General features: G+C 70.7%; 19 protein-coding genes, 2 rRNA genes and 1 pseudogene (1 of these 22 cut by a window edge). 11 read left to right on the top strand and 11 right to left on the bottom strand.

Annotation, left to right across the window (positions count from 1 at the left end):
- Positions 1–52 precede the first annotated feature (52 nt).
- Complete coding sequence (locus QFZ74_RS26885; protein ID WP_307623415.1) at positions 53–766, bottom strand: endonuclease V; 714 nt, start codon at positions 764–766, stop codon at positions 53–55.
- A gap of 59 nt (positions 767–825) precedes the next feature.
- Here QFZ74_RS26885 and QFZ74_RS26880 point away from each other — a divergent pair, with 59 nt between their 5' ends.
- Positions 826–1,122 carry a YciI family protein gene (locus tag QFZ74_RS26880; RefSeq protein ID WP_307623414.1) on the top strand — a complete coding sequence of 99 codons (297 nt, stop codon included), beginning with the start codon at positions 826–828 and terminating at the stop codon, positions 1,120–1,122.
- Positions 1,123–1,152: 30 nt separating this feature from the next.
- Here QFZ74_RS26880 and QFZ74_RS26875 read toward each other — a convergent pair whose 3' ends face one another.
- Positions 1,153–1,485, bottom strand: a complete 333-nt coding sequence (locus tag QFZ74_RS26875) for a plasmid stabilization protein (RefSeq protein WP_307624288.1) — start codon at positions 1,483–1,485, stop codon at positions 1,153–1,155.
- 57 nt (positions 1,486–1,542) lie between these two features.
- Positions 1,543–2,667: a WD40/YVTN/BNR-like repeat-containing protein gene (locus QFZ74_RS26870; protein ID WP_373462441.1), complete on the bottom strand. Its 1,125-nt coding sequence runs from the start codon at positions 2,665–2,667 to the stop codon at positions 1,543–1,545.
- 228 nt (positions 2,668–2,895) lie between these two features.
- Here QFZ74_RS26870 and QFZ74_RS26865 point away from each other — a divergent pair, with 228 nt between their 5' ends.
- Positions 2,896–3,312, top strand: a complete 417-nt coding sequence (locus QFZ74_RS26865; RefSeq protein WP_307623412.1) for an SsgA family sporulation/cell division regulator — start codon at positions 2,896–2,898, stop codon at positions 3,310–3,312.
- A gap of 1 nt (position 3,313) precedes the next feature.
- On the opposite strand, the gene QFZ74_RS26860 is transcribed toward QFZ74_RS26865, so the two are convergent.
- Positions 3,314–4,150, bottom strand: coding sequence for an isocitrate lyase/phosphoenolpyruvate mutase family protein (locus QFZ74_RS26860; protein ID WP_307623411.1), 837 nt, complete (start codon positions 4,148–4,150; stop codon positions 3,314–3,316).
- 367 nt (positions 4,151–4,517) lie between these two features.
- On the opposite strand from QFZ74_RS26860, the gene QFZ74_RS26855 reads away from it, so the two are divergent.
- The 3 genes from QFZ74_RS26855 (at position 4,518) to QFZ74_RS26845 (ending at position 8,308) form a co-directional block, all read left to right on the top strand.
- Positions 4,518–6,152 carry an ABC-F family ATP-binding cassette domain-containing protein gene (locus QFZ74_RS26855; RefSeq protein ID WP_307623410.1) on the top strand — a complete coding sequence of 545 codons (1,635 nt, stop codon included), beginning with the start codon at positions 4,518–4,520 and terminating at the stop codon, positions 6,150–6,152.
- Between the two features lie 151 nt (positions 6,153–6,303).
- Positions 6,304–7,080, top strand: a complete 777-nt coding sequence (gene ddaH, locus QFZ74_RS26850) for a dimethylargininase (protein WP_307623409.1) — start codon at positions 6,304–6,306, stop codon at positions 7,078–7,080.
- A gap of 253 nt (positions 7,081–7,333) precedes the next feature.
- The gene (locus tag QFZ74_RS26845; protein ID WP_307623408.1) at positions 7,334–8,308 is read left to right on the top strand and encodes an acyl-ACP desaturase; all 975 of its coding nucleotides are present in this window, start codon (positions 7,334–7,336) and stop codon (positions 8,306–8,308) included.
- Positions 8,309–8,419: 111 nt separating this feature from the next.
- Here the strand turns inward: QFZ74_RS26845 and QFZ74_RS26840 are convergent, their stop codons facing one another.
- Positions 8,420–8,719, bottom strand: a complete 300-nt coding sequence (locus QFZ74_RS26840) for a WhiB family transcriptional regulator (protein ID WP_307623407.1) — start codon at positions 8,717–8,719, stop codon at positions 8,420–8,422.
- Between the two features lie 112 nt (positions 8,720–8,831).
- Between QFZ74_RS26840 and QFZ74_RS26835 the strand changes: the two genes are divergently transcribed.
- Positions 8,832–9,623 (top strand): VOC family protein, encoded by a 792-nt coding sequence (locus QFZ74_RS26835; protein WP_307623406.1) that lies wholly within the window; start codon positions 8,832–8,834, stop codon positions 9,621–9,623.
- A gap of 18 nt (positions 9,624–9,641) precedes the next feature.
- Here the strand turns inward: QFZ74_RS26835 and QFZ74_RS26830 are convergent, their stop codons facing one another.
- Positions 9,642–10,724, bottom strand: a complete 1,083-nt coding sequence (locus QFZ74_RS26830; RefSeq protein ID WP_307623405.1) for a LacI family DNA-binding transcriptional regulator — start codon at positions 10,722–10,724, stop codon at positions 9,642–9,644.
- Between the two features lie 53 nt (positions 10,725–10,777).
- Entirely contained in the window at positions 10,778–11,749 is a 972-nt protein-coding gene (locus QFZ74_RS26825) for a multicopper oxidase domain-containing protein (protein ID WP_307623404.1), read from the bottom strand.
- 189 nt (positions 11,750–11,938) lie between these two features.
- Between QFZ74_RS26825 and QFZ74_RS26820 the strand changes: the two genes are divergently transcribed.
- Both QFZ74_RS26820 and QFZ74_RS26815 read left to right on the top strand, forming a co-directional pair.
- Positions 11,939–14,425: a ThuA domain-containing protein gene (locus QFZ74_RS26820; protein ID WP_307623403.1), complete on the top strand. Its 2,487-nt coding sequence runs from the start codon at positions 11,939–11,941 to the stop codon at positions 14,423–14,425.
- A gap of 53 nt (positions 14,426–14,478) precedes the next feature.
- Entirely contained in the window at positions 14,479–16,635 is a 2,157-nt protein-coding gene (locus tag QFZ74_RS26815) for an OmpL47-type beta-barrel domain-containing protein (protein ID WP_307624287.1), read from the top strand.
- Here QFZ74_RS26815 and ligD read toward each other — a convergent pair.
- The gene (ligD, locus tag QFZ74_RS26810; RefSeq protein ID WP_307623402.1) at positions 16,622–17,650 is read right to left on the bottom strand and encodes a non-homologous end-joining DNA ligase; all 1,029 of its coding nucleotides are present in this window, start codon (positions 17,648–17,650) and stop codon (positions 16,622–16,624) included. The two genes, QFZ74_RS26815 and ligD, sit on opposite strands and share 14 nt — an antisense overlap.
- A gap of 84 nt (positions 17,651–17,734) precedes the next feature.
- A pseudogene (locus tag QFZ74_RS26805) lies at positions 17,735–17,836 on the bottom strand (ATP-dependent DNA ligase); the annotation flags it as partial.
- A 72-nt stretch (positions 17,837–17,908) separates the two neighbouring features.
- On the opposite strand from QFZ74_RS26805, the gene QFZ74_RS26800 reads away from it, so the two are divergent.
- From QFZ74_RS26800 to QFZ74_RS26790, 3 genes are all read left to right on the top strand, one after another.
- Complete coding sequence (locus tag QFZ74_RS26800; protein WP_307623401.1) at positions 17,909–18,979, top strand: ATP-dependent DNA ligase; 1,071 nt, start codon at positions 17,909–17,911, stop codon at positions 18,977–18,979.
- A 172-nt stretch (positions 18,980–19,151) separates the two neighbouring features.
- Complete coding sequence (locus QFZ74_RS26795; protein ID WP_373462502.1) at positions 19,152–20,207, top strand: DUF3048 domain-containing protein; 1,056 nt, start codon at positions 19,152–19,154, stop codon at positions 20,205–20,207.
- A 64-nt stretch (positions 20,208–20,271) separates the two neighbouring features.
- The gene (locus tag QFZ74_RS26790; protein ID WP_307623399.1) at positions 20,272–21,237 is read left to right on the top strand and encodes a nitronate monooxygenase family protein; all 966 of its coding nucleotides are present in this window, start codon (positions 20,272–20,274) and stop codon (positions 21,235–21,237) included.
- 94 nt (positions 21,238–21,331) lie between these two features.
- On the opposite strand, the gene rrf is transcribed toward QFZ74_RS26790, so the two are convergent.
- Positions 21,332–21,448, bottom strand: a 5S ribosomal RNA gene (gene rrf / locus QFZ74_RS26785).
- A gap of 87 nt (positions 21,449–21,535) precedes the next feature.
- A 23S ribosomal RNA gene (locus QFZ74_RS26780) occupies positions 21,536–22,606 on the bottom strand (it continues 2,050 nt past the right edge of the window).

Genomic DNA, 22,606 nt, shown 5'->3' with positions numbered 1-22,606 from the left:
TGACCGAGCGACTGCGCGAGGCCGGGATCACCTTCCGGGTGGCGGCGGCCTTCTAGCCCCCGTTCCCGGAGACGCCGGACCGCACGGCCTCACGCAGCGCCCTGCGGCACAGCGTGTCCGCCCTGCGTGTCGTCTCCGGGAGCCGGAACTCCGGCGTGAGGGCCAGCGTGTGGGCGCATGCGCCGGCCAGGCTCACCCGATGGCCGACGGAGACGAAGACCGGTTTGACCGCGTCCTGGGTGCGCAGGGCGCGGCCGACCTCCTCGCTGCCGGCGAAGAGCGGGGTGGCGCTCCCGCGCGCGGGGGCCGGTTCCTTGTACGTGAAGGTGAACGGGCTCTTGGCGACGCCGATCGTGGGCAGTCCGGTGAGCACGCCCAGGTGGCAGGCGAGGCCGAAGCGGCGCGGGTGGGCGAGGCCGTAGCCGTCGCACACGACCAGGCCGGGCGCGCACGGCAGGGCGTCGAGGGCGGCCAGCACGGTCGGGATCTCGCGGAAGGCGAGCAGCCCCGGGACGTACGGGAACGGAACGTGCCCGATGGCCGTGGCCTCGGCGACGACCTCCAGCGTCGCCGCGTCCAGCACGACGGCCGCCGCGGCGACCACGTCCCGCTCGTCGTCGTAGGCCACGTCCACGCCCGTGACGTGGCCGGTCCCGGGCGGCGGGCCCGGCTCGTCGAGCACCACGCGCCCGCGCAGCTCGTCCTGGACGGCACGGGCCTGTGCCTCGGTCGTGGGCCAGTCCGGGGGAACGCTCACGGTCGCCATGATGCGCACGACTGTACGACCCCGGCCACGCGCGCGTGCCCCAGGATAGGGTCGCGATCATGTTCGTACTGGAGTTGACGTACACCGCACCGCTCGACGCCGTGGACGCCGCGCTGCCGGCGCATGTGGCCTGGCTCGACGAGCAGTACGAGAAAGGGGCGTTCCTCGCGTCCGGGCGCAAGAACCCCCGTGACGGCGGGGTGATCCTGGCCGTCGCCGAGGACCGCGCCCGCATCGAGGAGATCGTCGCGGGCGACCCGTTCGTCGCCGCCGGGGTGTGCGCGTACCGCATCACGGAGTTCACCGCCACGAAGACGGCTCCGGAGCTGGCCCGCCACCGGGAAGCGCTGGGCTGAGCCCGAGGCCGCGACCGTCGCGGCTCGCGGTCAGCTCCTCCTGCCGCCCAGCGCGCGCTTCAACTGCTCCTTGTTCATGTCCGAGCGGCCGTGGATGTTGCGCTGCTTGGCCTCCTCGTAGAGCGGGTCGTACGTCGGCCCCTGGGCGCCCCGGTGCGACCGCTTGCCGCCGCGCTCGCCCGAGGACATGTCCTGGGTGGAGGTGCGGCTCGCGGTCTTGGACTCGCCGGAGCGGGCGCGTTCCTTGTTCGCCGTCCGGGCGGCGATCTCCTCGGCGCGGGCCTCGCCCTCGCCCCGGTCCCGCTCGCTCTCCTTGATGTGTTCGTACTGCCGTTCCCGCTTGGGGCTGGAACCACGTCGTATCACCGCTCACTTCCTTTCGTCCGCGGTGACCGGGTACCCGCGACGCCCAGCGCTACGTCAGGGCTCCAGCCGGGCCGCGCGCCCCTTCTCGCCGGCCGCCCAGCAGCTCAGGTCGTGGGTGCAGGACACGGTGTCGTACGAGCCGGTGTCGACCGTGCGCCAGGTGCGGCCCGCGTCGGTCGTCAGATCGGTGCCGGTCGGACCGACGGCGAGGGCGGCGGTCCGGCTGTGCGGGAGCCATGCGGCGCCGGAGCGGTAGGCCGGCGGCGCCGCGGCGGCGGGGCGCCAGGTGCGGCCGCCGTCCGGGGTGAGCGCCGCCGCGAGGGGTGAGGGCTGGTCGGCGCGGAAGTCGCCGCCGACCGCGAGGCCGTGGGTGCGGTCACGGAAGGCGAGCGCGAAGACGCCGCGGGCCGGGTCTCCGGCCGGGACCGGGGTGTCGGCGGCGGTCCAGGTCCGTCCGCGGTCGCCGGAGTGCAGCACCCGCGCGCGGGCCGCGCCGCCGGTGGCGAGCCAGACGTCCTTCGGGCCGGAGGCGACCAGGCACTGGCCGCTCGCGGCGAACCCGGCCTCGCCCTCCAGGGCGGGCGGCATGCCGTCGGCGGGCAGCACCCGCCAGGAGCGGCCGCCGTCCCGGGTGGACAGGATGCGGAACCTGCCGTCCACCGGGTCGCTCATGGCGAGGCCGTGGCGGTGGTCGAAGAAGGCGAGGCAGTCGTAGAAGGCGCGCGGGTCGGTGTTGCGGAAGGACTCGGTCCAGGTCGTGCCGCCGTCCTCGGTGCGGTAGACGCGGGACTGTTCGCCCTCGCCGATGGCCAGCACCACGGCGCGCCGCGCGTCGAAGGTCTCCACGTCCCGGAACTGCAGGCCGGCGGCGCCGGGCGGCGAGACGTTTCGCCAGCTCGCCCCGCCGTCCGTGGTCCGCAGGACGGTGCCCGCGGTGCCGGCCAGCCACGCGGTGTCGCGGTCGACGGCGGCCAGCCCGCGGAAGCGGACCTCGGGGGTGCCGGTGTCCTTGAGCTGCCAATGCACCGTGCCGAGTTGGCCGCTCCGCGCCCCCGGCTCCAGCGTCCGTGCCTCGGCCGGAGTGGCCGTCAGCCCGGCGAGTGCCGCCGCGCAGGCCACCCCGGCGGCCACCACCCGACTCGTACGTCCCCAGCGTCGCGTGCTCCCCAAGCGCCTCATGGCGGGGGAAGCTAGCCCACTCCCCCGTCGCCGTCCAGGGTGCGGGCCGGCTCCGACCGCCGGACACGGGCGCGGAATCGCCACTCTTCGCCAGGCATGGGTCCGGTGACAGAGGTCACCTGTATTCGTGGGCGTTCCTGTGCACGGAGCGGACGGTTCCCTCGTCTCTTCGGGTACCAGGCCTGATACGCCCGGAAGTTCGTGCAGCCGTCACAAGGGAGCAAGGTGTTGTCCACCGCCATCGAGCAGACCGTGGAGGCCCGTCTCGTCGCCGCCGCGCCGCGTATGCCGACCATCCCCGCCACGCTGTTCTACGACCGGCTCGACCCGTTCGCCGTGCGGATGTCCTTCCCGGCGCCGTCGACGCTGGAGGGGGTCGAGGTCCGCTGGACCTTCGCGCGCGAACTGCTCATGGCCGGACTGGACGCCCCCGAGGGACACGGCGACGTACGGGTGCGGCCGTACGGGTACGACCGCACCGTCCTGGAGTTCCACTCCCCCGAGGGCACGGCCGTCGTGCATGTGCGCTCGGGGGAGATACGCCGCTTCCTCCGGGCGACGACCGACCTGGTCCCGGTCGGCGCGGAGCACCGCCAGCGCGACCTCGACCAGGACCTGGCCGACCTGCTGCGGGAGGCGGGCTGACTCAACGCCCCTGCGTCAGGAGGGTGTTGAGCTCGCCGTAGTCGAGGCCGCCGGCGAGGGCGCCGTACGTTCCCGTGTCCAGCAGTTCGCGCGCGGCGCGGCGGGCCACCGCGTAGGCGGCCTGGGCGAGGGCGGGGCCCGCGCTCACCCGGGCCACACCGAGCCCGGCGAGGACGGGGACCGCGGGCGCGCCGGGACCCGCCATCACGTTGAGCGGCGCGTCGGTGCCGTCCGCCAGCGCCTTGACCGTTCCGGGGTCGACGACTCCGGGGACGAAGATCCCGTCGGCGCCCGCGGCCCGGTAGGCGGCGGCCCGCTCCAGGGTGAGGTCCACTCCCCCGGCGCCCCGCAGGAAAGTGTCGACGCGGGCGTTCACGTACAGCGGCACGCCCTCCTTGTCGGCGGCCTCGCGGGCTGCGGCGATGCGCTCGGCCTGCTCCGCGACCGGCCGCAGCGGACCGGCGCCCGCCTCCTGGAGCGCGTCCTCGATGTTGACGCCCACCGCTCCCGCCGCGAGCACCGCGCGGACGGTGTCGGCGACCCCCGCCGGGTCCTCGGCGTAGCCGCTCTCGATGTCGGCGCTGACCGGGACGCGGACCGCCGCGGTGATCCGCGCGAGGGCGTCCAGCGCGCGCCCCCGGTCCAGGTGGTCGCCGTCCGCCACCCCGACGGCCCAGGCGAGCCCGGCGCTGGTGGTCGCGACGGCGGCGGCGCCGGCGTCCTCGGCGAGCCGTGCGCTCATCGCGTCCCAGGCGTTCGGCAGGACGAGCGGACGTCCCGGGACGTGCAGGGAGCGGAAGGCCAGGGCGCGGTCGCGGAGGGTGCTTGAGTGCGTCATGCGGGCTACTCAACCAGCCGGACGGGGGCGTCGGCTGGCAGAAATCCGACACGTTGGTGAGCGGCCCGGCCCCGGCCGCGAAGGAGCGCCGCGCATCAATCGCGTTGACACCCTCCGAGCCCCCTCGTACCGTTCGAAACGGTTCTGTTGCCGTCGATCGGAGAAGGACGTTGCTCGTCTGAGGTCCTGAGTCACCGCGTCACACACGTGAGGTGTGTGCGTGGCGTGCGACCTCGGCGTCCGAGCCGTCCTCCGGTACAGAGCCCTTCCTTCTGTCCGGGCTGTGCAGGACCCTGCCTCTCGGTTGCCGCCGCGCGGTGTCTCGACACGCGTCGCCCTGACCGCACCCACGCAACCGTGAGGCCCCATGTCATCATCCATCCCTTCTCTCACCTGTACGTCCCTGTCCTTCGCCTGGCCCGACGGCACCCCCGTCCTCGACGGCCTCGACGCCGCCTTCGCTCCCGGCCGGACCGGGCTCGTCGGCGTCAACGGGGCGGGTAAGTCGACCCTGTTGAAGCTCATCGCCGGTGAGCTCATCCCGTCCGACGGCACCGTCCGAGTGACCGGCGAGGTCGGCTACCTCCCGCAGCACGTCACCCTGGACACCGCGCTGCGGGTCGACGAGGCGCTCGGCATCGCCGCCCGGCGCGTCGCGCTGCACGCCATCGAGGCGGGCGACGTGGCCGAGGAACACTTCGAGACCGTCGGCGACGACTGGGACGTCGAGGAGCGCGCGCTCGCCACCCTCGGCGAACTCGGCCTCGGCGCCATCGGCCTGGACCGTACCGTCGGCGAACTGTCGGGCGGCGAGTCGGTGCTGCTGCGGCTGGCCGCGCTGCTGCTGCGCCGCCCGGACGTCCTGCTGCTCGACGAGCCCACCAACAACCTGGACCTGTACGCGCGCCGGCGGCTGTACGCGGCCGTCGCGTCCTGGCCCGGCGTGCTGATCGTGGTCAGCCACGACCGCGAACTCCTCGATCTGGCCGACCAGATCGCCGATCTGCGCTCCGGCGAACTCCTCTGGTACGGCGGCAACTTCACGGCGTACGAGCAGGCCCTCGCCGCCGAGCAGGAGGCCGCCGAGCGTCTGATGCGCACCGCCGAGGCGGACGTGCGCAAGCAGCGCCGCGACCTGGCCGACGCCCAGGTCAAGCTGGCCCGCCGCAAGCGGTACGGCCAGCGGATGTACGAGCAGAAGCGCGAGCCGAAGATCGTCATGGGGGCGCGCAAGCGCGCGGCGCAGGAGTCCGCGGGCAAGCACCGCATCCTGCACGAGGAACGGCTCGCGGAGGCCCGGGAGCGGCTCGGCCAGGCGGCGGAGGCCGTACGGGACGACGACGAGATCCGCGTCGACCTGCCGTACACGGCGGTGCCGCCGGGCCGGAGCGTCCTGTCCCTGCGGGATCTCCAACTGGCGTACGGGGCACTCGTCGACGGCGGCCTCGACCTGCACGGCCCGGAGAGGATCGCGCTGATCGGCCGCAACGGGGCGGGCAAGACCACGCTGTTGCGCACCGTCGCCGGGGAGCTGGCCCCGGTGAGCGGCGAGGCGACCGCGCACGTCCCGCTGCGGTTCCTGCCGCAGCGTCTGGACGTCCTCGACGGCGAGCTGACGGTCGCCGAGAACGTCGCCCGGTTCACGCCGGGCGCCACCGACAACCGGATTCGGGCGCGTCTGGCCCACTTCCTGTTCCGGGGCGCCCGGGCCGACCAGAAGGCGGCGACCCTGTCCGGCGGCGAGCGTTTCCGGGCCACGCTGGCCGCGCTGATGCTGGCCGAGCCCGCGCCGCAGCTCCTGCTGCTCGACGAGCCCACGAACAACCTCGACATGGCGAGCGTCCGGCAGCTGACGACGGCTCTGGAGTCGTACGAGGGCGCGCTGATCGTGGCCTGCCACGACCTGCCGTTCCTCGACTCGATCGGGATCACACGCTGGCTGCTGCTCGCCGACGGACGGCTGACGGAGACCACTCGGGAGGCCCTCGTGGACAGCGTCTGACGGCAACCGGCCCCGCGGCAGAGAGCGGACAAGTCTCAGGAGGGCCACAGGCCAGCAACTAGGGTTTTGCCCAAGCGAATCCGCGCTGCATGATGGCGGATCGGCGTCGCATCATGGGCGCCGTCCGCCACCGCCGATTCGGAGACCCGTCGTGCCCAGCAAGAAGGCCCTCGTCCGCCGCCCCAGCCCGCGCCTCGCCGAAGGCCTGGTGACGCACATCGAGCGGGAGAAGGTCGACGTCGCCATTGCCGTCAAGCAATGGGAGGCGTATGTCGAGGCGCTGCGCTCGCACGGCTGGGAGACGATCGAGGTGGATCCGGCCGACGGCTGCCCGGACTCGGTGTTCGTCGAGGACACCGTCGTCATGTACAAGAACGTCGCCCTGATCACCCGGCCCGGCGCCAAGTCCCGGCGCACCGAGACCATCGCGGTCGAGGAGGCCGTGGCCAGCGCCGGCTGCTCGGTGAACTGGGTGTGGGAGCCGGGGACGCTGGACGGCGGCGACGTCCTGAAGATCGGCGACACGATCTACGTCGGCCGCAGCTCGCGGACCGACGCGGACGGCGTCCAGCAGCTGCGGGAGGCCTTCGAGCCGCTCGGCGCACGGGTCGTCGCCGCGCCGGTCAGCAAGGTGCTGCACCTGAAGTCGGCGGTCACCGCGCTGCCCGACGGCACGGTGCTCGCGCACATCCCGAGCGTCGACCGGCCGTCGCTGTTCCCGGCCTTCCTGTCGGTGACCGAGCCGGCCGGGGCCTCGGTGGTCGTCCTCGGCGGCAACAAGCTGCTGATGTCGGAGAGCGCCCCGAAGACCAAGGACGTGCTGACCGACCTCGGCTACGAGGTGATCACCGTGGACATCAGCGAGTTCGAGAAGCTCGAGGGCTCTGTGACATGCCTCTCGGTGCGTATGCGGGAGCTGTACTCCTGACGTTCTGATCCCCTTTTCGACCAGCCCCCGGACCTGCGAGTCCGGGGGCTGTCCGGCATGTCCGGGTACGCCCGGGGCCCGGCGACCCCTTTGATGATCTTTACGCCGCACTTAACCTACGGCTTCGTAGCCTACTAACCTACGGATTCGTAACCTACGGCCTCGTAGCCTACGATCACGTAGCTTCCGGCACCGCTCGCCGGACCCCTTCGATCTCATTCCCCTTGTGTTCGCCGTCCTTTTGGAGTCCCCCGTGACGATCACTTCCCCCCATCTCGGCAGCCCGACCGCATGGACCGACGCACGGCTGCTGTACGCGCTGGAGGAAGTTGTCGAGAAGGAGCTGAACCGGCACCTGAAGGTCGCCAAGGACTGGATGCCGCACGAGTACGTGCCGTGGAGCGAGGGCCGTAACTTCCCCGGCTTCTTCGAGGACGGCGAGGCCTGGGACAAGGAGCAGTCCAAGGTCACCGACATAGGCCGCACCGCGCTCGTGGTGAACCTGCTGACCGAGGACAACCTGCCCAGCTACCACCACGAGATCGCCTCGCTCTTCGGCCGGGACGGCGCCTGGGGTACCTGGGTGCACCGCTGGACCGCCGAGGAGGGCCGGCACGGCATCGTGATGCGCGACTACCTGCTCGCCTCGCGAGCGGTGGACCCGGACAAGCTGGAGCAGTTCCGCATGGCGCACATGAGCGAGGGCTTCGAGTCCGACAACCGGCACTCGATGCTGCACTCGATCGCGTACGTCGCCTTCCAGGAGCTCGCCACCCGCATCTCGCACCGCAACGCCGGTCACCAGTCCGGCGACCCGGTCTGCGACCGCATGCTGGCCCGCATCGCCACCGACGAGAACCTGCACATGGTCTTCTACCGGAACCTGCTGCAGTCGGCCTTCGAGCTCGCGCCCGACCTGACGATGCAGGCGGTCCGGGACGTCGTCGTGAACTTCCGCATGCCCGGCCACAGCATCCCCGGCTTCGAGCGCGCCGCCGCCCAGATGGCGATCGGTGAGGTCTACAACCTTCGCATCCACCACGACGACGTGCTGCAGCCCGTGCTGCGCTTCCTCAAGGTCATGGAGATCGACGGGCTCGGCCCGGAGGGCCGGCAGGCGCAGGAGGAACTCGGCCTGTACATGGGCGGTCTGGACGCCGAGGCACTCAAGTTCGACGAGAAGCTGGCCGCGCGCAAGGCGCGGATGGCGGCACGCGCGGGGGCGTGACGCGGAACCCGGAGCGGGAGAGGGAACGGGAGCGGGAGAGGGAACGGGAGCGGGAGCGGGAGCGGGAGCGGGAGCGGGAGCGGCGCAGGCTACGGCGTAACTGCGCGATGGTCAGCGCGGCGCGCGCCTGAGGGCCAGCCGTTCCTTCTCCGACAGGCCGCCCCAGACACCGAAGCGCTCGTCGGAGTCCAGCGCGTACTCCAGACAGGCGGTGCGGATCGGGCACAGCGCGCAGATCCGCTTCGCCTCGCGTACGGAGCTGCCGGGCTCGGGGAAGAAGAAGTCCGCCCCGGTCTGCGCGCACAACGCGTCCTCCTGCCAGGACAGGTCGGGCGCGGTGATCGGGTCGGGACGGGTCGCCAGGATGTGCATGGCAACGAGCCTGCCGACCGGAGCAAAACGTTCGATCAACGCCGGGTCAACATCATCTTCGGGGCCTGCGGGCGACGCCCGCACCGTGATTGTCAGTGGGCGGTGCAAGACTCGGCAGTGCCATGGACGGGCTCTTCCGAGGAGGGCGATGATGCTCACCACCCATTTCGTCACCGGTGCTCCGAACTGGATCGACGTCGGCGCACCCGACCTGGAGGGCGCCGTCGCCTTCTACGGCGGGCTGTTCGGCTGGGAGTTCCGGTCCGCGGGGCCGGACGCCGGCGGGTACGGCTTCTTCCAGCGGGACGGCCGCGTGGTCGCCGGGGGCGTGGAGACGGCGGCCGAACAGGCCCCGCCGGCCTGGACCGTGTACTTCCAGAGCGAGGACGCCCAGGCCACGGCGGAGGCCGCCGAGCAGACGCACGGCAGCGTCCTGGTCCAGCCGACGGACGTGATGGACAAGGGCCGGATGGCGGTCCTCGCCGACCCGGCGGGCGCGGTGTTCGGAATCTGGCAGCCCGGCCGGCGCAAGGGCGTGGACCTGGCCGGCCGTCCCGGTTCGCTGACCTGGGTCGAGCTGTACACGCCGGACGTCGCGGCGTCCGCCGCCTTCTACCACCGCACCCTGGGCCTGGAGACCTCGGCCGTGCCCTTCCCCGGCGGCACGTACACGTGCGTCAACCCCGCCGAGGGCGGCGAGGAGGCCATGTTCGGCGGGATCGTCCGGCCGTCCGACGAGGTGGTGGGGACCGGGCGCGGCGCCTACTGGCTGCCCTACTTCGATGTCGAGGACACGGACGCCGTGGTGACGCGGGCCCGGGAACTGGGCGGCACGGTGACCACGCCGGCCACGACCGTGGAGGGCGTGGGCCGCATGGCCGAACTGGCCGACCCGTACGGGGCCCGCTTCGCCGTGATCAGGAGCGAACCGCCGCAGGAGTAGGGCGCGAGTGGTCCCGGCTCACGCGGAGGCGCGCCGTATCAGCGTCGTCGGCAGGACGACACTGGCCGACGGCTCACCCGGCGCGCCCTCCCGCGGGCCGCGCCGGTCCAGCCCGCTCAGCAGCAGGCGGGCCATCAGCCGGCCCATCTCCTCGATGTCCTGACGGACCGTCGTCAGGGGCGGGTCAGTCTGTTCGGCGATGGGCAGCATGTCGTCGAAGCCGACCACGGCGACGTCCTCGGGCACCCGGCGTCCGCTCTCGCGCAGCACGCGCAGGGCGCCGGAGGCGGTGAGGTCGTTGGCGGCGAACACGGCGTCCAGATCGGGGCGCCGGCCGAGGAGTTCCCGCATGGCCCGCTCACCGCCGGCCGGCGTGAAGTCGCTCTCGACGATCAGCCGCGGGTCGCCGTCCCGCATCACGTCCCGGTACCCGTCGAGCCGGTCCACCGCCGACGTCTGGTCGAGGGCGCCGGTGATGTGCGCGATGCGGCTGCGGCCGAGGTCCACGAGATGGCGTACGGCCGTACGGGCGCCGCCCCGGTTGTCGCTGTCGACGAACACGACACCCGGCTCGCCGCCGGTACGTCCCGTGCCGCGCCCCTCGTCGGTCGGTCCGCCGTCGCTCCACCCGGGCCGCCCGCCGAACACGGTGGGCACCCCGGCGCCCTGGATCAGTCCGGGCAGCGGGTCATGGAGGTGCAGTGAGAAGACGAGCGCGCCGTCGACATGGCCGCCGGCGAGATAGCGGGCCACGCGCGCGTGGTCGTCGCGCCCCTCGGTCAGCAGCAGGACGAGCTGGTTGTCGTGGGCCGTCAGCTCCTTGCTGATGCCGCGCAGTTGGAGTGCGAAGAAGGGGTCGGCGAAGACCCGGGTCTCTGGCTCGGCGATGACGACGGCGACGGCGTCGTGCCGCTTGGTGACGAGGCTGCGGGCCGCCTGGTTGGGCACGTAGCCGAGTTCGTCCACGGCCTGCCGCACCCGCTCGACGACACTCTCTCTGACCCCGCCCGCGCCGTTCACGACCCGGGACACGGTGGCCCGCGACACCCCCGCCCGCGCGGCCACGGCCTCCAGGGTCGGACGGGACACTGCCTCGGTCACTTCGGGACTCCTCACCGCAGTTGCGGATCAGGATAGCGCCGGGGTCCCAACCGCTATGGGGCGTGGGACTCGTGGTGCTCATGGTGCTCGTATCCCGGGATCGTGCCGTCCGGTTTCTTCACCAGGAACAGGCCCACCATCCCCATGTCGGAGTGGCTCTGGACGTGGCAGTGGTACATCCAGGCGCCCGCGCCGACGCCCTCCCCCGCGATCACCTGGAAGCCGAAGGAGTCCGCCGGGCCCACGATCTTGTTGTCGATCACCTGGCTGGGGTCGTCGGGGCCGGTGAGCAGGCCGGTGCGGTTGTCGGCCCAGCGGTGACCGTGCAGATGGAACGTGTGGTAGTACTCGCCGTGCGTGATCATCACGAACTCGACGCGGTCGCCGACCGTGGCCTCGAAGTCCGGACCGGTGTGCGGCGGGCGGTTGTTGATGGTCATGTCGTTGAAGACGATCGTGTGCGTGCGGTCGGGCAGGATGTCTCCCTTGCGCCGCACGATCACCGGTCCGTACAGGCCCTTGCGGATGCCGCCGGTGCCGTGCTCGGTGCCGACGACATGGTCGTGGTAGTGCCAGTAGCCCGCGCTGCCGGCCCGCCAGGTGCCGTCCTTGCGGCGGCCGGGGGCGTGGGTGCGCCAGGTGTAGGTGCGGGCGCCGCCGGGCTCGACATCGCCGTGGTTCATCTTCGTGCCGTCGCTGGAGACTTCGTAGTCGAGTCCGTGGACGTGCAGGCTCGCGGCCACGTCCATGGTGTTCTCGAACTCGATGTGCAGCGTGTCACCCTCGTCGAGCTCGATGAGCGGGCCGGGGACGGAGGCCTTGCCCTTCTCCAGGCCGTATGCCATCCGCCCGTCGGCGAGCTTCTCGGCGTAGAGCCTGATGTGTCTGATCTCGCCGCCTGCCGGGGCGGTCCGCGCCGGATCCTCGGCGCCGGCGGCCTCGGGAGCCATCGAGGTCACGGACATCGAGGTGGCGACGGCGGCGCCTCCGAGCAGCACCCTGCGGTTGAACGCGCGTCGGTCCATGCGGAACTCCCCACCGGATCACGGAACTTGCGGAGACGTACCTGTGATGAACCCGTGCGACGGTACCGGCCCGCCGCCCGTTTCTCCACAGTCAGGACAAAGTTCGTGCCACTGCGGTCATAGGTATTGGCGACTCACGCAAAGGGGCCTATTTTTCTTGGCGCTGCTGCCATGACCGAGGAGGTGCCCATGCACTTACGAGGGTTGAGCGCGAGAAGCACGAGGAGACGCGTCCGGGTGGCCGGCGTGACCGCCGGGATCATCGTGGCAGGGCTGCTCTCGGGCCCGGCCGCGCAGGCGCGCCCGGCGCCGGAGCCGCCTCTGACAACGATGTCGATCAAGTCGCCGCCGGGCGGCGCGAACGTCCGGGTGCTGGTCTTCCACGGTTCCGCCGCGGCCGGTGACGAGTCGCCCGTGGTGAACGCCGGGATCGAGGCGCTGGAGAAGATCGGGCTGTCCGCCCCGGCGAGGGAGCGCTTCAAGGTCGAGGCCACCGACGACGCCTCGGTCTTCACCGACGCGACGAAGCTCGGCCGCTACAACTCGGTGGTCTTCCTGACCGGCGGCGGCGACGTCCTCGATCCGGACCAGGAGGCGGGCCTGGAGGCCTACATGGAGGCGGGCGGCGGCTTCGTCGGCATCCATGACGCGGCCCGCGCCGAGCCGTACTCGGACTGGTTCACCGGTCTGATCGGCGCCCGCCCGGCCGCGAGCAGCCCGGGCTCCGTGCAGCGGGCCACCGTCGAGGTCGGCGACCGCCGGAATCCGGCCACCCAGGACCTTCCTCTCCAGTGGAAGCGTCCCGACCAGTGGTTCAACTGGACGAAGAACCCCTCCGGCGACGTGCACACGGTGGCCCGGGTGCGCGAGTCGACGTACCAGCCGGGCGCGAGCGCCAACGGCTGGGACCATCCGGTGAGTTGGTGCCGCGACTACGACGGCGGCCGCTCCTTCTACACCGGCATGGGCGGCACGGTGTCGTCGTACGACGAGACGGACTTCCGCGATCATCTGCGCGGCGCCCTGCTGTGGACGAACCGTCTGGTGCGCGCCGACTGCAAGGCGACGATCACCGCCAACTACAAGGCCGAGCGCCTCACCCGGCCCAACCAGCCGGGCCAGAACGACCAGATCGGCGAGCCGCACGGCCTGGTCACCGCACCAGACAGCCGCGTGCTCTACATCGGCCGCGGCGGCGCCGACTCCTCCCAACCGGTGGTCACCGACTGGAACGACCCGGACGTCGGCAAGGGCAAGGGCCAGATCCACGTCTACGACCCGAAGACCAAGCAGGTGACCCTCGCGGGCGAGTTGACTGTCTTCGGCAACAAGGGCGGTGGCGACGAGCTGGTCAAGGTCGAGGAGGGCCTGCTCGGCATCGAGCTCGACCCGCGCTTCGAGCAGAACGGCTGGGTGTACCTGCACTACACCCCGCACTCGCGGCTCAACCGGGAGACGCAGACGGCCGAGCGCCGCGTCTCCCGCTTCACGCTCGACCTCGCCACGAACAAGCTGGACCTGGGCAGCGAGAAGGTGCTGCTCAAGTGGCCGGTGCAGGTGCACAGTTGCTGCCACGCGGGCGGCGGGATGACCTGGGACTCCCGGGGCAACCTGTACATCGCCACGGGTGACAACAACTCCAGCGGCTTCAGCGGCGGTTACTCGGGCAACAACCCGCAGCCCGCCTACAAGGGCGTGTCCTTCGCCGACGCGCGCCGCACCGCCGGCAACACCAACAACCTCAACGGCAAGATCCTGCGCATCCACCCCGAGCCGGACGGGACGTACACCCTCCCGGAGGGCAACCTCTTCACCGGCAGGGAGACCGACGAGGGCGGCGGCAGGACACGCGGCGAGATCTATGTGATGGGCGTCCGCAACCCGGCGCGCATCTTCGTCGACAGGACCACCGACATCCTGTACGCGGGCTGGGTCGGCCCGGACGCGGGCGAGCCGTCGACGGTCTGGGGCCCGGCCAAGTACGACACGTTCGCCGCCATCACCAGGGCGGGCAACCGGGGTTGGCCCTACTGCATGGGCAACAAGCAGCCCTACCGGGACCGCAACCTGCCCGATCCGTCGCAGCCGCTGGGCTGGTACGACTGCGACCACCCGAAGAACGAGTCGCCGAACAACGACGGTCTCGTCAGCCTCCCGCCGGTCACCGGCAACAACATCTGGTACTCGCCCCAGGGCGGCGCACCGGACTACCCGCGCGACGCGAGCGGCATCCCCTCGTACAAGAAGGAGGAGGCCACCTACCGGCTGCCCTGGCTCACCGGCGGCGGGCAGGCCGCGATGAACGGGCCGGTCTACCGGTACGACGCGGCGAGCGCGAGCGACGTGAAGTGGCCCGCGTACTGGGACGGCAAGTGGTTCGTCGGCGACTTCTACGACGCCGGCCAGCCGCGCAACGCCGTGCTGATGGACCCGAAGACGCAGGGCGACGGTGGTCTGCCCGTGCACTCGGAGTCGCTGAAGAAGATCGTTCCGGTCGGCAACGACGGCATCAAGAACCTCATGGACTGGAAGTTCGGTCCGGACGGCGCGCTGTACGTCCTCGACTACGGCCGGGGCTTCTTCACCTCGGACTCCAAGTCGGCGCTGTGGCGCGTCACCTACACCGGAGGCGGCCCGACGCCGGCCGCCGACCAGCTGGCGAGGGGGGCACAGTGATCCACCGTGCACGTCGACGAAGAGTCCGCACCGCCCTGTTGGCGGCCCTGCTGATGCTGCTCGGGCTGCACGTCACGCCCGCCGCGGCGCGTCCCGAGGATCCCCCGGGAGCGGCCGCCGCCCAGGTCCTGACCTGGACCGCGGGCGACGACATCACCAAGTACGCCTCGGCGCCGACGACCGCGGTGGCGGGCGCGGCGACCATCGTCTTCGAGAACAGCGCGGCGACCGGCAACACCATGGGCATGCCGCACACGCTGACCTTCGAGACGTCCGACCCCGAGTACAACAACGACGTCCAGCTCAACATCCTCGCCAACCCGAACGACGACATGGGCGGGCGGCACACCGCCGAGGTCACCCTCACCCCGGGCCGCTACTTCTACCACTGCACGATCCCCGGCCACGGCCAGATGCAGGGCATCCTGGTGGTGTCCGAGGGCGGCGGTACGGACACGACGGCGCCCGAGACGTCGGCGACCGTCGAGGGCTCGCGCAACGGGCAGGGCCAGTACGTCGGTTCGGCGAGCGTCTCGGTCGCCGCGAGCGACGACGGCGGCTCGGGCGTGGACCGGATCGAGTACGCGATCGGCGAGACCGGGACCTGGCAGCCGTATACCACGCCCGTGGTGATCGACCAGGTGGGCGACCACACGATCCGCTACCGCGCCACCGACAAGGCGGGCAACACCGCGGCCGAGAAGAGCGTCACGTTCACCGTCGTCGCTCTCCCGTCAAACGACACGACGGCGCCGGACACCTCGGCGACGGTCAGCGGCGAGCGCGACGCCGACGGCGCGTACCTCGACATGGCGACGGTGACGGTCTCCGCGTCCGACACCGGCTCCGGCGTCAACTCCATCGAGTACGCGGTGGACTCGGGCGGCTGGCAGCCGTACACCGCCCCCGTGATGGTGCACCAGGCCGGTGCGCACACCGTGCGCTACCGGGCGACGGACAAGGCGGGCAACACCGCCGCCGAGAAGAGCGTCACGTTCACGGTGGTCGCACCGCCGGCGCAGGACACCACTCCCCCGGTGACGGGCGTGAGCGTCGACGGCACGCGGAACTCCGACGGGGCGTACGTCGGCAGCGCCAAGGTGAGCGTGAGCGCGGCCGACGAGGGCGGTTCGGGCGTCGCGACCGTCGAGTACTCGCTCGACGGCGGCCCCTACCTGGCGTACTCCGCGCCGGTGGTCGTGGACCGCGTGGGCGCGCACACTCTCGCCTACCGGGCCACCGACAAGGCCGGGAACACCTCCGAGCCGCGGACGGTGAGCTTCACGGTCGTCTCCGGCGGCGGCGTCCCCGCACCCAACTGCCCGGAGTTCGACGAGCGGTTGACGGTCATCGTCGGCACGGTCGACTCGGGCGTGCCGAACCGGGTCACCGACAACCGGTGCCGTATCAACGAGTTGATCGAGGACGAGAAGGAGTGGACCTCCCAGGCCCTGTTCCTGAAGCACGTCAAGACGGTCCTGGACGGCCTGCTGAAGCAGGGGGTCGTCGACAAGCGCGAGTACTCGGCGATCCAGAAGGCCGCCCGGCAGTCGGGGATCGGCAAGCCCGGCCAGACCACCGGCTACCAGAAGATCTTCGACGGCACCTCGGCGTCCCTCGCCAAGTGGGAGCACGTGGGCGGCGGTTCGTTCGGGCTGAACTCCGACGGCTCGATCACCAGCGGCACCACCCGCGACGGCCTCGGCATGCTGTGGTTCCCGCAGCGCAAGTACGGCGACTTCTCGCTCAAGCTCCAGTGGCGTGACGACGCCCCAGGGACCGGCAACGCCAACTCTGGCGTGTTCGTCCGCTTCCCGTGGGTCCACGACCATCCGGAGGAGCCGCGGCCCGAGTGGGTCGCCATCAAGTACGGCCACGAGGTGCAGGTGCTCGACCGGCCCGACGGCGACATGTACAAGACGGGCTCGATCTACGGGTTCGACCGGGTCGGCCTCGCCGGCGCCGGGGTCACGCAGAAGGGCACGTGGAACGACTACGAGATCCGCGTGGTCGACCAGCACTACTCGGTCTACCGCAACGGAGTGCTGCTCAACGAGTTCGACAACACCGGCGGCCAGGAGTTCTACCCGCCCCGCTCGGACGACCCGGGCACGGACGGGCGGCGGTTCGCCTCCGGTTACGTCGGGCTCCAGGTGCACAGCACGACGGACGTGATCTCGTACCGTGACATCAGGATCAAGGAGCTGTAGGCGGCTTCTCCCCCTTGGCCCGGCTCGGCTGTACCCGCTTGGGTTCCCCCGGCATCTTCGGATACTCGGGCGGGTACGGCAGGTCGCCGAGCCCGTGCTCGTGCTCGTCCTGACGGGCGAGCTCCAGCAGGCTATCGAGGGAGTAGGCGTGATCGTCCATGTCCGCGTGCACGTCGCCGAGTTCGGCGAAGCGCGCGGGCATCGTCGCGATGTCGAAGTCGCGGGGGTGCGCGGTGCCGACCTCGTCCCAGCGCAGCGGCGCGGAGACGGGCGCCCAGGGCCGGGGCCGTACGGAATAGGCGGACGCGATGGTGCGATCCCGCGCCGTCTGGTTGTAGTCGACGAAGATCCGCTCCCCGCGCTCCTCCTTCCACCACTTGGTCGTCACCTGGTCCGGCATCCGCCGCTCCAGCTCCCGGCCGGCGGCGATGGCGGCGCGCCGTACCTGGGTGAAGGTCCAGCGCGCCTCGATGGGCACGAAGACGTGCAGCCCCCGCCCGCCGGAGGTCTTGGGCCAGCCGCGCAAACCGCCGAACTCATCCAGAACAGCCCGCAGTTCATGGGCGGCGCGCACGGCGTCGTCGTAGTCGGTGCCGGGCTGCGGATCGAGGTCGATGCGCAGTTCGTCGGGGTGGTCGACGTCGTCGCGGCGCACCGGCCAGGGGTGGAAGGTGAGCGTGCCGAACTGAGCGGCCCACAGCACGGCGGCCTCCTCGGTGGGGCACATCTCGTCCGCGCTGCGCCCGCTGGGGAAGGTGATGTGGGCGGTGGGGATCCAGCCGGGCATGTTCTTCGGCGCCCGCTTCTGGAAGAAGGACTCGCCGGTGACCCCGTCCGGGTAGCGCTCCAGGGTGGTGGGCCGGTCGCGCAGGGCGCGCAGGATGCCGGGGCCGACCGCGACGTAGTACCGGGCGAGGTCCAGCTTGGTGAAACCGCGCTCCGGGAAGAAGACCTTGTCGGGGCTGGACAGCCGTACGGTCCGGCCGCCCGCCTCCAGTTCCACCGCGTCACCCATGCGGCCACGCTAGGCGTACCGCCCCTGGCACGCACCCCGGGCGCGAGGCGGCGAGGGCGTGCCGACCGCGACGTAGTACCGGGCGAGGTCCAGCTTGGTGAAACCGCGCTCCGGGAAGAAGACCTTGTCGGGGCTGGACAGCCGTACGGTCCGGCCGCCCGCCTCCAGTTCCACCGCGTCACCCATGCGGCCACGCTAGGCGTACCGCCCTGGCACGCACCCCGGGCGCGAGGCGGCGAGGGCGTACAGAATCGGAGCATGGATCTCCCGGTGATGCCGCCCGTGAAGCCGATGCTCGCCAAGTCGGTGGCGAGGATCCCGCCGGACATGCACTACGAGGCGAAGTGGGACGGCTTCCGGGCGATCGTGTTCCGCGACGGCGACGAGGTGGAGCTCGGCAGCCGTACCGGAAAGTCGCTGTCCAGGTATTTCCCCGAGCTGGTGGCAGCGCTGAAGGAGCGGCTGCCCGAGCGCTGTGTGCTGGACGGCGAGATCGTGATCGCCCGGGAGGGGCGGCTCGACTTCGACGCGCTGACCGAGCGCATCCACCCGGCGGACTCGCGGGTGCGGATGCTGGCCGATCGGACCCCCGCCTCCTTCGTCGCCTTCGACCTGCTCGCCCTGGACGACGAGTCCCTCATGCACACCCCGCTGACGGACCGGCGCGCCCTGCTCACCAGGATGCTGGACGGCGTGACGGCCCCCGTGCACCTGGCCCCGGCGACCACCGACATCGAGGTGGCCCGGCAGTGGTTCGAGCAGTACGAGGGGGCCGGCCTGGACGGCGTCATCGCCAAACCACCGGGCCTGCCCTATCTGCCGGACGAACGCGCCATGTTCAAGATCAAGCACGAGCGCACGGCGGACGTCGTCGTCGCGGGCTACCGCTTCCACAAGAGCGGCCCGGTGGTCGGCTCCCTGCTCCTCGGTCTGTACGACGACCGGGGCGTCCTCCAGCACGTCGGCGTGGCCGCCGCCTTCAGCATGAAGCGCCGCGCCGAGCTCATCGAGGAACTCGAGCCCCTGCGCCTGGACGACACGTCCGGCCATCCGTGGGCGGCCTGGTCGGACGAGGCCGCGCACGAGACGGCCCGGCTGCCCGGCGCGCCCAGCCGCTGGTCCGGCAAGAAGGACCTGTCGTGGGTGCCGCTGCGGCCGGAGCGGGTCGCCGAGGTGGCGTACGACCACATGGAGAACGGCGCCCGCTTCCGGCACACGGCCCGCTTCCGCCGCTGGCGCCCCGACCGCACCCCGGAGAGCTGCACGTACACCCAGCTGGAGGAGCCGGTGAGCTACGACCTGGCGGAGATCCTGGGCCCGCGGGACTGAGACGCTGCGGGCCTGCGCCACCCGTCTGGACCCTGTGACCTGAGCCGATCGGTGTATTCACCGCGCACGATCAGAATCAATCGGGTATGGCCATCGATGACCTGAAAAGCACACCATCGACGAAGCAGACTGGGTGGCAACGGTGGGCAACGGTACGGACAGGGCCAGGGACATGGGCATGGGTACGGGCGCCGAGGCGAGACGGGACCTCAGGCGGCGCGCGACGACGGCAGCGGCCGTACTCGCCGCCACGATCACGACCTCGCTCGCGGCGGGCTGTACGACGCACAGCGCCACCCCGTCCGAGGACAACCGCGGCCGCAGCCGCGCCGAGGCCGACGGCCCGGCCCCGAAGCACGTACCGCAGCAACTGCCGTACCACACCCCGGTACCGACCGAGAAGTCCGCCACCGGCTCGGTGCTCGCGGTAAAGATCGACAACGTCGGCGCGGCCCGTCCCCAGACGGGGCTCAACTCGGCGGACGTCATCTACACCGAGCAGGTCGAGGGCGGCCTGAGCCGCCTCATGGCGGTGTACGCCTCCCAGCTGCCCTCGGTCGTCGGGCCGGTCCGCAGCGCCCGTGAGTCGGACCTGGAGCTGCTGCGCCAGTTCGACGAGCCGACGCTCGCCTTCTCCGGTGCCCAGCACAAGCTGCTGCCGCTGATCGACAAGGCCCCTCTGCACCCGAAGACCCCGGACGTCGCCGCCGACGCCTACTTCCGCGCCCCCGACCGGCCCTCCCCGCACAACCTCTACCTGCGCCCCGACCGCCTGATGTCCTCGGCACCGGGCGCGGCGGCGCTCACGACCGGTTACGAGTACGGAGCCGCTCCGCAGGGCGGCAGCCCCATGACGTCCCGCACCGTGCGCTACCCGATGGCCAGCTTCACCTTCACCTGGTCCGCCGCCCAGCACCGCTGGCTGGTCTCCATGGACGGCTCGGCCACGACGACGACCGACGGCAAGCGGGTGGCTCCCGCCACCGTCGTCGTCCAGCACGTGAAGGTGCGCGAGTCCGAGTTCCACGACGTCAACGGCAACAACACGCCGTACACCGAGACGGTGGGCACCGGCAAGGCGGAGGTCCTGCGGGACGGCCGCTCCTACGACGCCACCTGGTCCCGCCAGAAGGCCGACGACGGTACGAAGTTCACCACCCCTGACGGTGCCCAGCTGAACTTCGCACCGGGCCAGGTATGGGTGGTCTTCGCACCGTCGGCAGGCTGACCGCTGCCGCCAGGGGTGCTCGGGGGAATGTCTCCGGGCGCCGGTACGGGGAATGATGTCCGCCATGGCGTTGACGACGGCGTTCACCAAGTTGTTCGGAGTGCGGCATCCGATCGCACTGGCTCCCATGGGCGGTTCGGCCGGCAGCGCGCTGGCGACGGCGGTCTCCCGCGGCGGCGGCCTCGGCCTGCTCGGCGGTGGCTACGGGGACGATCCTGACTGGCTGGCCCGCGAGTTGGCGATCATGGCGACGTGCGACAAGCCGTGGGGGGTCGGGTTCCTGAGCTGGGCGATCGACGTCGGCGCGGTCGAGCAGGTGCTGGAGTACGAGCCCGCGGCCGTGATGTTCTCCTTCGGAGATCCGAGCCGGTTCGTGGAGCGTGTCCGCGCGGCCGGTGCGGCGGTGATCGTTCAGGTCACCGACCTCGAAGAGGCCAGGCAGGCCGTGGACTTGGGCGCCGAAGTCATCGTGGCGCAGGGCACCGAGAGCGGCGGCCACGGCGCCCGGCAGGGGCGGTCCACGCTGCCGTTCGTGCCGGTCGTCGTGGATCTGGCGGACCCGGTCCCGGTGTTGGCGGCCGGCGGGATCGCCGACGGACGCGGCGTGGGCGCCGTGCTGGCGCTCGGTGCGGCCGGGGCCCTCATCGGCACCCGCTTCCAGGCCACGGCTGAGGCCGTCGTCGCCCCCTTCATCACCGAGGCGATCGTCCAGGGCCGCGGAGAGGACACCGAGCGCAACCGCGTCCTCGACATCGCCCGGTCCTCCCGGTGGCCGTCGCGATACACGGCCCGCAGCCTCGGCCACGCCTACCTCGACCAATGGCGGGGCCGGGAACAGGAGTTGGCCGCGGCGCCGGAGGCGACACAACAGGCCTACCAGGACGACGTGGCACGGGGCGCCATCCCCTCCATGCCCGTCTGGGCCGGCGAGGCGGTCGACCTCGTCACCGACCGACCGGCCGCGGCCGACCTCGTCGCAACGCTGGCCGCCCAGGCCGACGAGGCCCTGGCCCGGGCGGGAAGGCAGTGAACACTTTCATCGACTGACCCCGAAAAGCAGATGACCCCGCAAACGCAGAAAACCCCCGTACCGATATCCCGGCACGGGGGTTTTCTCAACAATAGTTCGGCGGCGTCCTACTCTCCCACAGGGTCCCCCCTGCAGTACCATCGGCGCTGTGAGGCTTAGCTTCCGGGTTCGGAATGTAACCGGGCGTTTCCCTCACGCTATGACCACCGAAACACTATGAAACTGACAACCAGACCACGCTCTGTGAAACGTGGGGCTGTTCGTGGTTTCAGAACCAACACAGTGGACGCGAGCAACTGAGGACAAGCCCTCGGCCTATTAGTACCAGTCAACTCCACCCGTTACCGGGCTTCCATATCTGGCCTATCAACCCAGTCGTCTACTGGGAGCCTTACCCTCTCAAGGAGGTGGGAATACTCATCTCGAAGCAGGCTTCCCGCTTAGATGCTTTCAGCGGTTATCCCTCCCGAACGTAGCCAACCAGCCATGCCCTTGGCAGGACAACTGGCACACCAGAGGTTCGTCCGTCCCGGTCCTCTCGTACTAGGGACAGCCCTTCTCAATATTCCTACGCGCACAGCGGATAGGGACCGAACTGTCTCACGACGTTCTAAACCCAGCTCGCGTACCGCTTTAATGGGCGAACAGCCCAACCCTTGGGACCGACTCCAGCCCCAGGATGCGACGAGCCGACATCGAGGTGCCAAACCATCCCGTCGATATGGACTCTTGGGGAAGATCAGCCTGTTATCCCCGGGGTACCTTTTATCCGTTGAGCGACGGCGCTTCCACAAGCCACCGCCGGATCACTAGTCCCGACTTTCGTCCCTGCTCGACCCGTCGGTCTCACAGTCAAGCTCCCTTGTGCACTTACACTCAACACCTGATTACCAACCAGGCTGAGGGAACCTTTGGGCGCCTCCGTTACTCTTTAGGAGGCAACCGCCCCAGTTAAACTACCCATCAGACACTGTCCCTGATCCGGATCACGGACCCAGGTTAGACATCCAGCACGACCAGACTGGTATTTCAACGACGACTCCCACGACACTGGCGTGCCGTGCTCAAAGTCTCCCAGCTATCCTACACAAGCCGAACCGAACACCAATATCAAACTGTAGTAAAGGTCCCGGGGTCTTTCCGTCCTGCTGCGCGAAACGAGCATCTTTACTCGTAGTGCAATTTCACCGGGCCTATGGTTGAGACAGTCGAGAAGTCGTTACGCCATTCGTGCAGGTCGGAACTTACCCGACAAGGAATTTCGCTACCTTAGGATGGTTATAGTTACCACCGCCGTTTACTGGCGCTTAAGTTCTCAGCTTCGCACGCCCGAAAGCGCACTAACCGGTCCCCTTAACGTTCCAGCACC

The sequence above is a fragment of the Streptomyces sp. V3I7 genome (genome assembly GCF_030817495.1).
Classification (GTDB): domain Bacteria; phylum Actinomycetota; class Actinomycetes; order Streptomycetales; family Streptomycetaceae; genus Streptomyces.
Note: the sequence above shows the minus strand (reverse complement) of the source record. Positions and strands in the feature narration are given on the sequence as shown.

Coding starts and splice junctions, on each gene's coding strand:
- QFZ74_RS26885 (WP_307623415.1), bottom strand. CDS start 766: ATGGCGACCGTGAGCGTTCCCCCGGACTGGCCCACGACCGAGGCACAG.
- QFZ74_RS26880 (WP_307623414.1), top strand. CDS start 826: ATGTTCGTACTGGAGTTGACGTACACCGCACCGCTCGACGCCGTGGAC.
- QFZ74_RS26870 (WP_373462441.1), bottom strand. CDS start 2,667: ATGAGGCGCTTGGGGAGCACGCGACGCTGGGGACGTACGAGTCGGGTG.
- QFZ74_RS26860 (WP_307623411.1), bottom strand. CDS start 4,150: ATGACGCACTCAAGCACCCTCCGCGACCGCGCCCTGGCCTTCCGCTCC.
- QFZ74_RS26855 (WP_307623410.1), top strand. CDS start 4,518: ATGTCATCATCCATCCCTTCTCTCACCTGTACGTCCCTGTCCTTCGCC.
- QFZ74_RS26835 (WP_307623406.1), top strand. CDS start 8,832: ATGCTCACCACCCATTTCGTCACCGGTGCTCCGAACTGGATCGACGTC.
- QFZ74_RS26825 (WP_307623404.1), bottom strand. CDS start 11,749: ATGGACCGACGCGCGTTCAACCGCAGGGTGCTGCTCGGAGGCGCCGCC.
- QFZ74_RS26820 (WP_307623403.1), top strand. CDS start 11,939: ATGCACTTACGAGGGTTGAGCGCGAGAAGCACGAGGAGACGCGTCCGG.
- QFZ74_RS26815 (WP_307624287.1), top strand. CDS start 14,479: ATGCTGCTCGGGCTGCACGTCACGCCCGCCGCGGCGCGTCCCGAGGAT.
- ligD (WP_307623402.1), bottom strand. CDS start 17,650: ATGGGTGACGCGGTGGAACTGGAGGCGGGCGGCCGGACCGTACGGCTG.
- QFZ74_RS26800 (WP_307623401.1), top strand. CDS start 17,909: ATGGATCTCCCGGTGATGCCGCCCGTGAAGCCGATGCTCGCCAAGTCG.
- QFZ74_RS26795 (WP_373462502.1), top strand. CDS start 19,152: ATGGGCATGGGTACGGGCGCCGAGGCGAGACGGGACCTCAGGCGGCGC.
- QFZ74_RS26790 (WP_307623399.1), top strand. CDS start 20,272: ATGGCGTTGACGACGGCGTTCACCAAGTTGTTCGGAGTGCGGCATCCG.